At 66.6% G+C, this 13,127-nt stretch carries 15 protein-coding genes; 7 read left to right on the forward strand and 8 right to left on the reverse strand.

Annotation, left to right across the window (positions count from 1 at the left end; all coding sequences use genetic code 11):
• Positions 1–29 precede the first annotated feature (29 nt).
• Positions 30–1,427: a sigma-54 dependent transcriptional regulator gene (locus tag WS96_RS27080; RefSeq protein ID WP_059836746.1), complete on the reverse strand. Its 1,398-nt coding sequence runs from the start codon at positions 1,425–1,427 to the stop codon at positions 30–32.
• A 501-nt stretch (positions 1,428–1,928) separates the two neighbouring features.
• On the opposite strand from WS96_RS27080, the gene WS96_RS27085 reads away from it, so the two are divergent.
• Entirely contained in the window at positions 1,929–2,255 is a 327-nt protein-coding gene (locus WS96_RS27085) for a hypothetical protein (RefSeq protein WP_059836748.1), read from the forward strand.
• 285 nt (positions 2,256–2,540) lie between these two features.
• Positions 2,541–3,041, forward strand: coding sequence for a dihydrofolate reductase (locus WS96_RS27090; RefSeq protein ID WP_059836750.1), 501 nt, complete (start codon positions 2,541–2,543; stop codon positions 3,039–3,041).
• A gap of 85 nt (positions 3,042–3,126) precedes the next feature.
• On the opposite strand, the gene pmbA is transcribed toward WS96_RS27090, so the two are convergent.
• On the reverse strand, positions 3,127–4,497 hold the full coding sequence (gene pmbA, locus WS96_RS27095; protein WP_059836752.1) for a metalloprotease PmbA: 1,371 nt from the start codon (positions 4,495–4,497) through the stop codon (positions 3,127–3,129).
• Between the two features lie 126 nt (positions 4,498–4,623).
• Here pmbA and yjgA point away from each other — a divergent pair, with 126 nt between their 5' ends.
• Both yjgA and mog read left to right on the forward strand, forming a co-directional pair.
• On the forward strand, positions 4,624–5,226 hold the full coding sequence (gene yjgA / locus WS96_RS27100; protein WP_306454043.1) for a ribosome biogenesis factor YjgA: 603 nt from the start codon (positions 4,624–4,626) through the stop codon (positions 5,224–5,226).
• The gene (gene mog / locus WS96_RS27105; RefSeq protein ID WP_082720383.1) at positions 5,210–5,818 is read left to right on the forward strand and encodes a molybdopterin adenylyltransferase; all 609 of its coding nucleotides are present in this window, start codon (positions 5,210–5,212) and stop codon (positions 5,816–5,818) included. The genes yjgA and mog overlap by 17 nt, the downstream gene beginning before the upstream one ends.
• 34 nt (positions 5,819–5,852) lie before the next feature.
• Here mog and orn read toward each other — a convergent pair whose 3' ends face one another.
• Entirely contained in the window at positions 5,853–6,473 is a 621-nt protein-coding gene (gene orn / locus WS96_RS27110; RefSeq protein WP_059501648.1) for an oligoribonuclease, read from the reverse strand.
• 125 nt (positions 6,474–6,598) lie between these two features.
• Here orn and WS96_RS27115 point away from each other — a divergent pair, with 125 nt between their 5' ends.
• From WS96_RS27115 to WS96_RS27125, 3 genes are all read left to right on the forward strand, one after another.
• Complete coding sequence (locus WS96_RS27115) at positions 6,599–7,858, forward strand: M48 family metallopeptidase (protein WP_059836756.1); 1,260 nt, start codon at positions 6,599–6,601, stop codon at positions 7,856–7,858.
• Positions 7,855–8,796, forward strand: coding sequence for a ribosome small subunit-dependent GTPase A (gene rsgA / locus WS96_RS27120; protein WP_034206736.1), 942 nt, complete (start codon positions 7,855–7,857; stop codon positions 8,794–8,796). Before WS96_RS27115 ends, rsgA begins: the two co-directional genes overlap by 4 nt.
• Positions 8,797–8,860: 64 nt before the next feature.
• Entirely contained in the window at positions 8,861–9,178 is a 318-nt protein-coding gene (locus WS96_RS27125) for a putative signal transducing protein (RefSeq protein ID WP_021159739.1), read from the forward strand.
• A gap of 77 nt (positions 9,179–9,255) precedes the next feature.
• Here WS96_RS27125 and WS96_RS27130 read toward each other — a convergent pair whose 3' ends face one another.
• The 5 genes from WS96_RS27130 to rimM all read right to left on the reverse strand — a co-directional run bounded on the left by WS96_RS27130 (position 9,256) and on the right by rimM (position 13,088).
• Entirely contained in the window at positions 9,256–10,194 is a 939-nt protein-coding gene (locus tag WS96_RS27130) for a CobD/CbiB family protein (RefSeq protein WP_034206735.1), read from the reverse strand.
• Between the two features lie 121 nt (positions 10,195–10,315).
• Entirely contained in the window at positions 10,316–11,002 is a 687-nt protein-coding gene (locus WS96_RS27135; protein ID WP_059836758.1) for a CoA pyrophosphatase, read from the reverse strand.
• 87 nt (positions 11,003–11,089) lie between these two features.
• Positions 11,090–11,482 (reverse strand): 50S ribosomal protein L19, encoded by a 393-nt coding sequence (rplS, locus tag WS96_RS27140; protein ID WP_006486838.1) that lies wholly within the window; start codon positions 11,480–11,482, stop codon positions 11,090–11,092.
• 132 nt (positions 11,483–11,614) lie between these two features.
• On the reverse strand, positions 11,615–12,409 hold the full coding sequence (trmD, locus tag WS96_RS27145) for a tRNA (guanosine(37)-N1)-methyltransferase TrmD (RefSeq protein ID WP_034206733.1): 795 nt from the start codon (positions 12,407–12,409) through the stop codon (positions 11,615–11,617).
• A gap of 1 nt (position 12,410) precedes the next feature.
• Positions 12,411–13,088: a ribosome maturation factor RimM gene (gene rimM, locus WS96_RS27150; RefSeq protein ID WP_059836760.1), complete on the reverse strand. Its 678-nt coding sequence runs from the start codon at positions 13,086–13,088 to the stop codon at positions 12,411–12,413.
• Positions 13,089–13,127: the final 39 nt, after the last annotated feature.

Genomic DNA, 13,127 nt, shown 5'->3' on the forward strand with positions numbered 1-13,127 from the left:
GCCGCGAGAGGCGGCCGTACCCGCCGATTTTAGCAAGCGTGGCGCGGAAGCTCCGGCAACGGCGCCGAAAACCCTGCCAGCGTGTCGCCGCGATCGCGCATGCCGTGCGCGCACATCAGCCGGTAGAGCGTGACGCGCGACACGCCGAGCTCACGCGCGGCATCCGCAAAACGGCCGCGATGGCGCAGCAACGCCTGCTCGATCGCCTGCCGTTCGGCTGCCTCGCGCGCCTCCAGCAGCGACACCGGCGCGAGCGTCGCATAGTCGTTCAGCTCGAGATCGGCGGCGGTGATCATCCGGCCTTCGGACATCACGATCGCGCGGCGCACGCGGTTGATCAGCTCGCGCACGTTGCCGGGCCACGAATAGCCGTACAGCGACGCGACCGCATCCGGCGAAAAGCCGCGCAGGCGCCGATGCGCATCGCCCTTGAAGCGCTCGAGCATGTGGCGCGCGAGCACCTCGATGTCCTTGCCGCGCGCGCGCAGCGGCGGCTCCTCGATCTTCAGCACGCACAGCCGGTGAAACAGGTCCTCGCGAAAGCGCCCTTCGCGCAGCGCCGCTTCCATGTTCACGTGCGTCGCGCAGATCACGCGCACGTCGACCGGCATCGACACGTGCGCGCCGAGCCGCTCGATCTTGCCTTCCTGCAGGAAACGCAACAGGCTCGCCTGGCTTTCGAGCGGCAGATCGCCGATCTCGTCGAGAAACAGCGTGCCGCCGTTGGCGGCCTCGACGCGGCCGATCTTGCGCTGGTTCGCGCCGGTGAACGCGCCGCGCTCATAGCCGAACAGTTCGGCCTGCAGCAGCGTCGACGGGATCGCACCGCAATTGATCGCGACGAACGGCGCCTGTGCGCGCGACGAACGCTCGTGAATCGCGACCGCCGTCAGTTCCTTGCCCGTGCCCGACTCGCCGGAGATGAACACCGGTGCGTCGGTCGCCGCGACGCGGCGGATCGTCCTGAAGAGCCCGAGCATCGCATCGCAGGTGCCGACCATCTCGCCTTCGCTGCGTCCTGCGCCGACGGGCGGCAAAACGGGATCGGTCAGTGCGACCATGCCGTGCGCATGACCGACGGTCTCGACGATCCGCGCCGTTTCGTACGGCATCGTCACGTAGTCGAAGCAATAGTCGCGAATGAGATGGCGCAGCGTCGCGTCCTGCAACTGGCCGCGCCGCGTCGCCGCGATCCAGCCGATGTGCTGGATGCTCAGGCAGGATTCGAGTTCGCGCAGGTCCGACGGCTTGAAGCCCGGCGAGAAATCGAGCAGGCCGGCGGTCGCCACGCCGTGCTGCACGACGCGCCGCACATCGCGCACGGTCTCGGCCAAGTCGACGCGCCAGCCGCATTCGTCGAAATGGCCGCGCAACGCGTCGTTCGGTTCGCGCGAATAGTAGACCACGTGCCGCTGATCGGCTCCCATATGCTCACCCCGTTCATCAACCGTCCAACGATTGCCGCACACGTCGGATTGCGTGCAAAAGGATCGAATCGGGTCAGCCGGAGGTGGCTCGATTCGCCATGCCGATGCGCGGCAACGACACTGCCTCGCATGATGGCGCTTGTCTCGCGTCCAGTATTTTTTTGATCAAGACGATCTGGTTATAGGCACCGAATACGACAAATCCGTTTCAGTGCCGATGGCGACACGGCCGAATCGCTCAGCGGTCGATGCAGATCAATCATCTGCACATAGCCCATGTGCAGGAAGGGTTTCGTCATCGACACACGCGCCGATTTTCATCCTTGAAGCGTGTCGATTGAATCAGCAGTATTCCCGACCCCCATCGTTTCAGGCCTGAAACATTTTCAGTCGTTTTCAGCCACCATTCGCAACGCTCGAGCGCGAATCGCAAGGGCGGCAATGGCCCCGGTACGGTGGCATGTATTTCGCTGAATACGTACACGATCGGAGACATCCGCCATGCGAAAACCTTTTTTACTTTCTTTCGTGCCGATGACGCTCGTGCTCTCGGCCGCCGGGCCGCCTGCTCCGGCATGCGCGGACGAAGGCATGCAGCCGGATCGCGCCATGCTGCTCGCCGAAAACACGCCGAGCAGGCAGCCCGGCAACGGGTTCGGCATCCTGACCGTGTCGGCCCCGCAACCGCTGCCGGCCGCCAACGCCGCCGTGACGCTGTGGGACGAGATCCCGCCGCCGCCCCAGTTGCCGATGCCGCTGCCGGCGCCGCAACCGGGCGACATCCGGCATGTGATGGAAGGCAATGCGCGAGGCCATACGCATCCCTGATGCATGCGCCTCTTCAATTCGATCAGGATAACGTATTGAAATGACGAGCCGGTCGAACCGGATGCCATCGAGCGGAACCGGCCTCCCCGATCTCGCGACATGAAACGTTTTGGTGCTCCGTCCCCCGGCGGGCACTCTTTTTATTCGGACGGACCGTCGCGACGCGGGGCATCGCGCGTCGCGACGCCCGGCGCCGGAAACGCCGGTCGCCGTGCGGGCGTGCGGAATCCGGCGCACGCCGTCGTTCCGGTAAAATCGGCCCCGTTCCCCTCTTTCCCGACCTTCATGACGACGTTGACCTTGATCGTCGCGCGTGCCCGCAACGGCATCATCGGCCGCGACAACCAGTTGCCCTGGAAACTTCCCGAGGATCTCGCGTTCTTCAAGCGCACGACGATGGGCGCGCCGATCGTGATGGGCCGCAAGACCCACGAATCGATCGGCCGGCCGCTGCCCGGCCGCCGCAATATCGTCGTCACGCGCGACGCCACGCGCCGTTTCGACGGCTGCGATACGGTCACGTCGCTCGCCGACGCACTGGCGCTCGCCGCGCGCGACGGGGCGCCGGAGGTATTCCTGATCGGCGGTGCGCAACTCTACGCGGAAGGTCTCACACTCGCCGACAAGCTGGTCGTCACCGAGATCGACGCCGACTTCGACGGCGACGCGTCGTTCCCGGCGCCCGACGCCGCGCACTGGCAGGAAATCTCGCGCGACGCGCATCAGGCTGCCGCGCCGAACACGTTCGGCTATGCGTTCGTCGTCTACGCACGCAAGCGCGGCTGACGTCTTCTTCCGCACGATGAAAAAAGCCCGACCGGCTTCGCGCCGGTCGGGCTTTCGTTTTCCGGCGGCCTGCGCCGCGTGCGGCTTACTGCCCCGCGATCGTCATCTGCTCGATCAGCACCGAGCCGGTTTCCTTCGTCCCGCGCACGATCGAATCCGCACCGATCGCGACGATATGACGGAACATCTCCTGCAGCGTGCTGGCAACGGTGATTTCCTCGACCGGATACTGGATCACGCCGTTCTCCACCCAGAAACCCGCCGCGCCGCGCGAATAGTCGCCCGTCACGTAGTTCACGCCCTGCCCCATCAACTCGGTCAGCAGCAGCCCCGTGCCGAGCTTCTTCAGCATCGCGTCGAAGTCGTCGCCCGCCTGCGTGTTCGTGCTGCGCAGCGCGAGATTGTGCGAGCCGCCCGCGTTGCCGGTGGTTTGCGTGCCGAGCTTGCGTGCCGAATAGGTCGACAGGAAATAGCCTTCGACGACACCGTCCTTCACGACGCTGCGCGCACGCGTGCGCACGCCTTCCTCGTCGAACGGCGCGCTGCCCATCGCGCGCGGCACGTGCGGATCCTCGACGATCTGGATGTGCGGTGCGAACACCGGCTTGCCGAGGCTGTCGACGAGGAACGACGTCTTGCGATACAGCGCGCCGCCGCTCACGGCCTGTACGAATGCGCCGAGCAGGCCGGCCGCGAGCGGCGCCTCGAACAGCACGGGCACCTTGCGCGTGTCCAGACGGCGCGCGCCCATCCGCGCGAGCGCACGCTCGGCCGCGTAACGGCCCACGGCTTCGGGCGCGGCGAGGTCGATCGCGCTGCGCTTCGACGAATACCAGTCGTCGCGCTGCATGTGGCGGCCGCTGCCCGCGATCGGCGCGCAGGCGATGTAGTGGCGCGAATACGGATAGCCGGCCAGGAAGCCGCGCGACGTCGCGAGCACGAACTGCGAGTGCTGCGCCGACACGCTCGCGCCTTCCGAATTGCGAATTTGCGGGCTGACCGCAAACGCGGCGTCTTCCGCGCGGCGGGCAAGCTCGACCGCGTCGTCGGCCGTCAGCGCCCACGGGTGGTACAGATCGAGGTCGCGCGGGTCGGTTTCGAGCAGCTCGGCTTCGGCGAGACCGGCCGCTTCGTCCTCGGCCGTGAAGCGCGCGATGTTGTAGGCGGCGGCGACGGTATCCTTGATCGCGGCCGGCGAGAAGTCCGACGTGCTCGCGTTGCCGCGTTTCTTGCCGATGAACACGGTGACGCCGACCATCTTGTCGCGATTGTGCTCGATCGTTTCGACCTCGCCGCGGCGCACCGACACCGACAGGCCGTCTCCCTCGGAGATTTCGGTCGCGGCGTCCGTCGCGCCGAGCGCCTTCGCATGGCGAAGGATGTCCGATGCGATTTCTTTAAGCTGGTCCTGCGTGTGCGGGAAATAGCGCGCTTGTACGTCGAGATTGGCTGCCATCGTCTTGGTATCCGGTGGCGGGCGGGCGCCCGCATGGTCAAAATGTTGCGTATCCCGCGATCATAGCAAGGTCCGGGGCCGGGCACAGACAAGCTTGGGTATCCGCGCCGCGATACAATGCGGCCCATGACACGCAAAACCCGAATCCAGCCGATCGAACATGCCGTCGAGGACGACGACAATGGCTACGATCGCCCCAGCAAATCCCAGTTGAAGCGCGAAATGCACGCGCTGCAGGAACTCGGCCAGGCGCTCGTCGACCTGCCGAAGGACGCGCTCAAGCGCATGCCGATGCCCGAAGATCTCGCGGACGCCGTGCGCGAGGCCCGCCGGATCACCGATCACGAAGGCAAGCGCCGCCAGCTCCAGTACGTCGGCCGCGTGATGCGCTCGCTGACCGACGACGAAACGGCCGCGCTGCGCACCGCGCTCGACGCGCAACGCGGCGTGAACAAGGCCGCGACGGCCCGCCTGCACTGGATCGAGCGCACGCGCGAGCAACTGCTCGCGAGCGACGACGCGCTGACCGAATTCCTGCGCCAGCACCCCGACGCCGACATCCAGGAAGGCCGCACGCTGATCCGCAACGCGCGCAAGGAAGCCCAGCAAGGCAAGCCGCCGCGCTATTTCCGCGAGCTGTTCCAGTGGATCAAGACCGCGAGCGGCACGCCCGGCGGCGATGACGAAGCGGGCGACGACGCCGGGGACGACCATGACGACGAAGCGTAACCATCCGGACGAGCTCGTGGTCGGCCTCGTGTCGATCAGCGACCGCGCGAGTACGGGCGTCTACGAGGACAAGGGCATTCCGGCGCTGCAGGAATGGCTCGCCGGTGCGCTCGTCTCGCCGTGGCGCGCGCAAACGCGCCTGATCCAGGACGACGCGCCGACGATCTCGGCCACGCTGACCGAGCTGGTCGACGTCGCCGGCTGCGACCTCGTGCTGACGACGGGCGGCACCGGTCCCGCGCGCCGCGACGTGACGCCGGAAGCCACGCTGGCCGTGGCGACGAAGGAAATGCCGGGATTCGGCGAACAGATGCGGCAGATCAGCCTGAATTTCGTGCCGACCGCGATCCTGTCGCGGCAGGTCGCGGTGATCCGCGAAACGGCCGACCATGCGGCGCTGATCATCAACCTGCCGGGCCAGCCGAAGTCGATCCGTGAAACGCTGGAAGGGCTGCGCGATGCCGACGGCAAATCGACCGTGCCCGGCATCTTCGCCGCGGTGCCCTACTGCATCGACCTGATCGGCGGCCCGTATATCGAGACCGACGCCGCGGTGGTCGCGGCGTTCCGGCCGAAAAGCGCGCGGCGCTGAACGTGGCTCGAGCGCCGCGCGCGTGCCGGCCCGCTCAGGCGGCCGGCACGGAATCACCTGCCGGCGCCGATGCGGCCGGAATCAGGAAATGCTCGCGATAGTACTTCAGCTCGTCGATCGACTCGTGGATGTCGGCGAGCGCGGTGTGCATCGCCCGCTTCTGGAAACCCTTGTAGATGGCGGGCTGCCAGCGGCGGCACAGCTCCTTGAGCGTGCTGACGTCGAGGTTGCGGTAGTGGAAGAACCGCTCGAATTCCGGCATCCAGCGCGCCATGAAGCGGCGGTCCTGGCAAATCGAGTTGCCGCACATCGGCGACTTGCCCGGCGACACGTACTGCGCGAGGAACGCCTGCAGTTGCGCGGCGGCTTCCGCCTCGGTCACGGTCGATGCGCGCACGCGGTCGATCAGCCCCGAACGGCCATGCGTCGACTTGTTCCAGTCGTCCATCTTCGCAAGCGTCTCGTCGCTCTGGTGAATCGCGAACACCGGGCCCTCGACGGCAACGTCGAGCGTGGAATTGGTCACGACGACCGCGATCTCGATGATGCGGTCGTTTTCCGGGTCGAGGCCCGTCATCTCCATGTCGAGCCAGACGAGGTTCAACTCGTTGCGCACGAGCGCGGGCTGGCTGGCGGAAGCGGCGGTATCGGTCATGATTCATCCTGGAAAATGGCGGACCGGGCGCGCCGACGCGGCGCCGCCCGGGCGGCCGGCATCGCATCAGCGGGGCCGGTCCGCAAGAACATATAATTCTCGCATAGAACCCTTTGGCGCCTTCGATGTCACCCTTTTCGTTCACCCTGCTGTTCGCGATCGCCGTACTCGCGATGGTCGTCACCAAGCTGTGGCTCGCGTCGCGGCAGATCCGCTTCGTCGCCGCGCACCGCAACGGCGTGCCCGCGCAATTCAGCGCCACCATCCCGCTGACTGCCCACCAGCGCGCGGCCGACTATACGGTCGAGCGCACCCGGCTCACGATGCTCGAGATCGTCGTCAGCGCGGCCGTGCTGGTCGGCCTCACGCTGCTCGGCGGCGTCGGCGCGCTCGACACGCTGCTGACCGGCTGGCTCGGCCGCGGCTACGGGCAGCAGGTCGCGCTGGTCGCCGCGGTGCTCGTGATCATGAGCGTGATCGACGTCCCGTTCGAGTATTACCGCCAGTTCGGGATCGAGCAGCGTTTCGGCTTCAACCGGATGACGAAGCGGCTGTTCTTCACCGACATGCTGAAGAATTCGCTGCTCGGCGCCGTGCTCGGCCTGCCGCTGCTGTTCGTCGTGCTGTGGCTGATGAACCAGGCCGGCAGCCTGTGGTGGCTGTGGACCTGGATCGTGTGGGTCGCGTTCCAGATGCTCGTGCTGCTGATCTATCCGACCTTCATCGCGCCGCTCTTCAACAAGTTCGAACCGCTGAAGGACGACGCGCTGCGCGCGCGCATCGAGTCGCTGATGAAGCGCTGCGGCTTCGCGGCGAAGGGCCTGTTCGTCATGGACGGCAGCCGCCGCTCGGCGCACGGCAACGCGTACTTCACGGGCTTCGGCGCATCCAAGCGGATCGTGTTCTTCGATACGCTGCTCGCGCGCCTGTCCGGCCAGGAGATCGAAGCCGTGCTCGCGCACGAGCTCGGCCACTTCAAGCGCCGCCACGTGATGAAGCGGATGCTCGTGTCGTTCGTGCTGAGTCTCGTGCTGCTCGCGCTGCTCGGCTGGCTCGCCCAGCGCACGTGGTTCTATACGGGGCTCGGCGTCACGCCGTCGCTCGACACCAGCAACGCGGGCGCCGCGCTCGTCCTGTTCTTCCTCGCGATTCCGGTATTCCTGTTCTTCGCGACGCCGTTCAGCAGCCTCACGTCGCGCAAGCACGAATTCGAGGCCGACGCGTTCGCGGCCAGCCAGACCGACGCGCAGGATCTCGTCAGCGCGCTCGTGAAACTCTATGAAGACAACGCGTCGACACTGACGCCCGACCCCGTCTACACGGCCTTCTACTACTCGCATCCGCCTGCGTCGCAGCGGATCGACCGCCTGCTGCAACACGCATGAGCCGGCCGACCTCCCGCAAGCCGGCCCCGCGCGCATCGGGCGCGCAACGGGCCGAAGGCCGCGTGATCGCGGCACACGGCCGCCACTACATCGTCGCCCCCGACGACGGCGGCCCGATGCTGCAATGCTTCCCGCGCGGCAAGAAAAGCGACGTCGCGGTCGGCGACCGCGTCGCGTACGAACTCGCGTCGGCCGACCAGGGCGTGATCGTGGAGATCGGCGAACGGCGCAACCTGCTGTACCGCTCCGATCAGTTCAAGTCGAAGCTGTTCGCGGCGAACCTCGACCAACTGCTGATCGTGCTCGCGACCGAGCCCTATTTCAGCGAGGATCTGCTCGGCCGCGCGCTGATCGCCGCCGAAGCGAACGAGCTGAAGCCGCTCGTCGTACTGAACAAGATCGACGTGGAGGCCGCACTGCCGGTCGCGCGCGAACGCCTCGCGCCGTACCGCGCGCTCGGCTACGACGTGCTCGAGCTGTCGGTGAAAGGTGCGCCGGACGACGCGCGCGCGCAACTGATGCCGCACCTCGCCGGTCATTCGACGATCCTGCTCGGCCAGTCGGGGATGGGCAAGTCGACGCTCGTGAACCTGCTCGTGCCCGACGCCGAAGCCGCGACCCGCGAGATTTCGGCCGCGCTCAACAGCGGCCGTCACACGACGACGTTCACGCGCCTGTACCCGCTGGAAGGCGGCGGTGCGCTGATCGATTCGCCGGGCTTTCAGGAATTCGGCCTCTACCACCTGACCGAAGGCCGCCTCGAACGCGCGTTTCCGGAATTCCGGCCGCTGCTCGCGGACTGCCGTTTCTATAATTGTCATCATCTGCACGAGCCGGGCTGCGCGATCCTCGAAGCCGTCGCCGACGGCCGCATCGCGCCGTCCCGGCATGCGCTGTACGCGCAGCTCGTGCACGAGGCGAGCCAGATCGTCCGCTGATCGCGCGACGTGTGCGACGGCCGGCCGGCGCCAGACGGACCGGCCTTCATCGACAGGAGCGGCGATGCGTTTCAAGGCACCCGACCTCGCGACCGCGCAGCATTGGGCCAACGTGCTCCAGGTGGCCGGCATCGGTTGCGAACTGCACAACTGCTATGCGACCGGCGCGCTCGGCGGCCTGCCCGCCGATGCGTGCACGCCCGAACTGTGGCTCGACGACGAACGCGACGACGCGCTCGCCCGCCGGCTCCTCGATGCCGCATCGCACGGGCCGTCGGCCGGCGCCGCACCCTGGCGCTGCCGGCAGTGCGGCGAAGCGCTCGAAGCGCAATTCACCGCGTGCTGGCAATGCGGCGCCGTGCGCGATCCGCGCGACGACTGAACGCACTGCGCCGACCCACAGCGAAAAGGCCGGCATCAAGCCGGCCTGTTCATTTCGTCGGGCGCCGGGCTAGCGCGTCACGATACCCAGACCGCCAGCGTCAGCATCAGCAGCAGGATCATCCACAGGATCACCGCGCGCCACACGAGGCCGACCGCCGACTGCAGCGTGCGCGGCGTGCAATCGTCACCGACCGTCAACGGACCGCTGTCGCCGACCGCCAGCGCATCGAGGCTCGACGGCTCCGCGAGCGGCCCGGCGAGACGCGCGCCGAGCGCCCCGCTGCCGGCGGCCAGCAGCACGCCGTCGTTCGGGTCGGGCCACTGGCGCGTATGGTTGCGCCACGCGTAGATCGCATCCTCGAAATTGCCGACGATCGCGAACCCGAGCGCCGTCAGCCGGGACGGAATCCAGTCGATCACGAAGAACGCGCGCTGCGCGAACGTCGAGAAGGCAGCCGTGCGGTCGTCGCCCGGCGTCGACCAGCTGCGCGCGAGGTATTCGGAAATCCGGTACAGCACGGCGCCCGCCGGGCCGAGCGGCAGCACGTACCAGAAGAACACGCCGAAGACGTGGCGATGCGACGCGACGACCGCGTGGATCAGCGTATGACGGACGATTTCGCCGACCGGCATGTCGACCGTGTCGATACCCGTCCACTCGTGCAGGATTTCTCGCGCGCGCGGCACGTCGTCGTTGTTGAGCGCGAGATGGATATCGGTGAAGTAGTGGCTGAACTGGCGGAAGCCGAGCGTGAAATACACGACGGCGACGTTCCACAGAAACGCGAGCACGAAGCTCACCTTGTACAGCAGGAAATAGATCAGCGCGACGACCAGTACCCACGGCAGCACGACCGCGAGCCAGGCGAGGATTCCGTGCTTCTGCTTGCCGGCGTCGAGGCCATGCGCGACGGTTTCCGCATGAAACTGGAACAGCGCGAACACCGGATTGCTCGGCGACAACGCGCGGACCTGTTCGATGATGAGGGCGAGGAGAACCGAAAAGAAAGTCATGCGTGGCGCCGTCTTCGGAGTTATGTCATTTTTTGCATAACGATAGCACAGCGTCAGTCGCGCATGGCTGCGCGGCGCGGTTGCCGGGCAGCCGGTCGCGCGCGCCGGCCGGCGCGCCCGCCTAGCCGGCGGCCAAGAAGCGATACAAATTGCGAAACATGGCGGCAGTTGCACCCCAGATGAAGTAATGGCCGTCCGGTTTGCCATTCGGATAGGGCATGGCAAAAAAGCGACGCTCGCCGCCCTCCCATCGGAACACGCGCACCTGATGGTTCGCGGGGTTCATCACGAACGCGAGCGGCACCTCGAAAATCTCGGCAACTTCGAACGTGTCGGCCTGCACGGTGAACGGCGGATGCACGAGGCCGACCACCGGCGTCACGCAGAACCCCGTGCCGGTCAGGTAGTCGGGCAGCGCACCGAGAATCTCGACGCGTTCGGCGGCCAGCCCGATCTCCTCCTTCGCCTCGCGCAACGCGGTGGCGGTCGCGTCGCGGTCGAACGGCTCGCGACGGCCGCCGGGAAAGCTGATCTGTCCGGCGTGGTCGTTCAGGTGATCGGCGCGCTGCGTCAGCAGTACGGTGAGGCCCGACTCGCGGACGACGAGCGGCACGAGGACGGCCGCGCTACGCGGATCGACGCCTTCCTGCAGCCTCGCCTCGCCGGGTTCGACGCTCCATTCGAGCGTGCGCGCGAAGCGTTCACGCAGGCCGGACGGCGTCATCAGCCTGGAATCGATGACCGGCAGGCCGGCGCCGGTGCCTTCGACCGGCAATACTTCGGGATCGATGATGGGGCGGCGATTCAATGGGGCTCTCGGGTTCGTGTCGTATCGAGCATATTGTCGCGCCAGAATGAAAAAAGCACCCGGTTGGGTGCTTTTTCCTTACAGCTCTTACTCTTGGGAAGCTGCTGCGGCGCGATCCTTCGACACCAGCTTTTCCTTGATACGAGCCGACTTGCCCGAACGCTCGCGCAGGTAGTACAGCTTCGCACGACGCACATCGCCGCGACGCTTCACGACGATGCTTGCCAGCAGCGGCGAGTACGTCTGGAACGTACGCTCGACGCCTTCGCCCGACGAGATCTTGCGGACGATGAAGTTCGAGTTCAGACCACGATTGCGAATCGCGATCACGACGCCTTCGTAAGCCTGAACGCGCTTGCGGTTACCTTCAACCACGTTCACGTTCACGATCACCGTGTCGCCCGGGGCGAAATCGGGGATCGTCTTGCCGGCGAGCGCGCGCTCGATTTCTTCCTGCTCAAGTTTTGCGATCAGATTCATTACTGACTCCTTATGCCATCGTGTCGGCGTTCAACCCGCCTGCTTCCAGGCTTGGCCCCGATAGAGGATGGATTCACATCAGGCGCCGCACACGCATGTACGGCACCGCCAATTCCCGCTCGCGCAGCCGCCTCAGGAGGCGTCCTTCGCTTCGCGTGCGAGGTTCGCGAGCCACGCCTCGTCGGCGCGGCTCAACAACTTCTCGCGGCGCGCCCGGACGATCAGGTCCGGCCGCTTCCGCAACGTATTCCTCAATGCTTCCTGGCGCCGCCACCGCTCGATCTCGGCATGATGCCCGCCGAGCAGCACGTCCGGCACGCGCACGCCGGCGTATTCCTCGGGACGCGTGTAGTGCGGGCAATCGAGCAGACCGTCGGCGAAGCTGTCCTGTACGGCCGACAGCGAATCGTTCAGCACGCCGGGCAGCAGCCGCACGACCGCATCCATCATCGCCATCGCCGGCAGTTCGCCGCCCGACAGCACGAAGTCGCCAAGGCTGATTTCCTCGTCGACGCAACGGTCGAGCAGGCGCTGATCGATCGCTTCGTAGCGACCGCACAGCACGACGACGCCGGGCTCCTGCGCCATCCGCACCGCACGATCATGCGTGAGCGGCGCGCCTTGCGGCGACATCATCACGACACGCGTGCTCGCGATGCCCTGCTCCGCCTGCGCCGCTTTCGCGGCGTCGATCGCGGCTTCGAGCGGCCTGGCCAGCATCACCATGCCCGGACCGCCGCCGTACGGACGATCGTCGACCGTGCGGTAGTTGTCCGTCGTGAAATCACGCGGATTCCAGGTGCGCAGCCCGAAGCGCCCCTGCTTGACGGCCCGGCTGGTGATTCCCCAGTCGGTCAGTGCGCGGAACATCTCGGGAAAGAGCGTGACGACGTCGAACTGCACCGCGCTCTCGGTAACCTGGTTCATTTCAGTAATCGGCTTCCCAGTCGACGACGATGCGACGCGCCGCCTGATCCACCGTCTTGACGTAGACGCCGACGAACGGAATCAACCGCTCGTCGGTGGTCGGCCGACCGTCTTTGCCGGTTGCCGGATACTCGACGCGCATGATCGAATGCACGCCGTTGTCGATCATCCCGCTCACCGTCCCGAGCGCCACCGATTGCTCGTTGACGACATCGAGGCCGATCAGATCGACCCAATAGAATTCGTCCGCGGCCAGTGCCGGGAAATCTTCCCGGCGCACGAACACGCGAAAGCCGCGCATGGACAGCGCAGCATCGCGGTCGCCGACACCCGCGGGTTGCGCAACGACAGTGTCGCTGTGCGTCTTCGACTGCATGATGCGGACGGAAAGCCGCTCCGCACCGCGTTCCAGCCACCAGCGACGCGCGCTGAGCAGCGCGTCGCCACCGCGACCGGCATCGGCATGCGTCGCCACCTTGACCCAGCCCTTCAGGCCGTAGGCGTCGACTACCGCCCCGACCTCGACGGCATCGTCGGGCCAGGCTTGCGTCGCTTCGGGGCCGCCCTGTTCGGCAGCCTGACCGGCGTTCGCGACCGTGCCGCGCTCGACCGGCTTGCGGACGAATGCGCCGAATGACGCACGCCCGCGCCTTGCATTACCGGAATCGTGACCCGCCATCAATGCACCTCACAGCCGGCACGACCGGCACACCGTGCC

This window comes from Burkholderia sp. MSMB1835 (genome assembly GCF_001526365.1).
In the GTDB taxonomy this organism is placed as follows: domain Bacteria; phylum Pseudomonadota; class Gammaproteobacteria; order Burkholderiales; family Burkholderiaceae; genus Burkholderia.

What these genes read in the sequence shown, in the direction of transcription:
- WS96_RS27130 (WP_034206735.1), bottom strand. Translation starts at nt 10,194, where the DNA reads ATGACTTTCTTTTCGGTTCTCCTCGCCCTCATCATCGAACAGGTCCGC.
- rsgA (WP_034206736.1), top strand. Translation starts at nt 7,855, where the DNA reads ATGAGCCGGCCGACCTCCCGCAAGCCGGCCCCGCGCGCATCGGGCGCG.
- rimM (WP_059836760.1), bottom strand. Translation starts at nt 13,088, where the DNA reads ATGGCGGGTCACGATTCCGGTAATGCAAGGCGCGGGCGTGCGTCATTC.
- WS96_RS27085 (WP_059836748.1), top strand. Translation starts at nt 1,929, where the DNA reads ATGCGAAAACCTTTTTTACTTTCTTTCGTGCCGATGACGCTCGTGCTC.
- WS96_RS27080 (WP_059836746.1), bottom strand. Translation starts at nt 1,427, where the DNA reads ATGGGAGCCGATCAGCGGCACGTGGTCTACTATTCGCGCGAACCGAAC.
- mog (WP_082720383.1), top strand. Translation starts at nt 5,210, where the DNA reads ATGACGACGAAGCGTAACCATCCGGACGAGCTCGTGGTCGGCCTCGTG.
- yjgA (WP_306454043.1), top strand. Translation starts at nt 4,624, where the DNA reads ATGACACGCAAAACCCGAATCCAGCCGATCGAACATGCCGTCGAGGAC.
- WS96_RS27115 (WP_059836756.1), top strand. Translation starts at nt 6,599, where the DNA reads ATGTCACCCTTTTCGTTCACCCTGCTGTTCGCGATCGCCGTACTCGCG.
- WS96_RS27125 (WP_021159739.1), top strand. Translation starts at nt 8,861, where the DNA reads ATGCGTTTCAAGGCACCCGACCTCGCGACCGCGCAGCATTGGGCCAAC.
- WS96_RS27090 (WP_059836750.1), top strand. Translation starts at nt 2,541, where the DNA reads ATGACGACGTTGACCTTGATCGTCGCGCGTGCCCGCAACGGCATCATC.
- rplS (WP_006486838.1), bottom strand. Translation starts at nt 11,482, where the DNA reads ATGAATCTGATCGCAAAACTTGAGCAGGAAGAAATCGAGCGCGCGCTC.
- trmD (WP_034206733.1), bottom strand. Translation starts at nt 12,409, where the DNA reads ATGAACCAGGTTACCGAGAGCGCGGTGCAGTTCGACGTCGTCACGCTC.
- pmbA (WP_059836752.1), bottom strand. Translation starts at nt 4,497, where the DNA reads ATGGCAGCCAATCTCGACGTACAAGCGCGCTATTTCCCGCACACGCAG.
- orn (WP_059501648.1), bottom strand. Translation starts at nt 6,473, where the DNA reads ATGACCGATACCGCCGCTTCCGCCAGCCAGCCCGCGCTCGTGCGCAAC.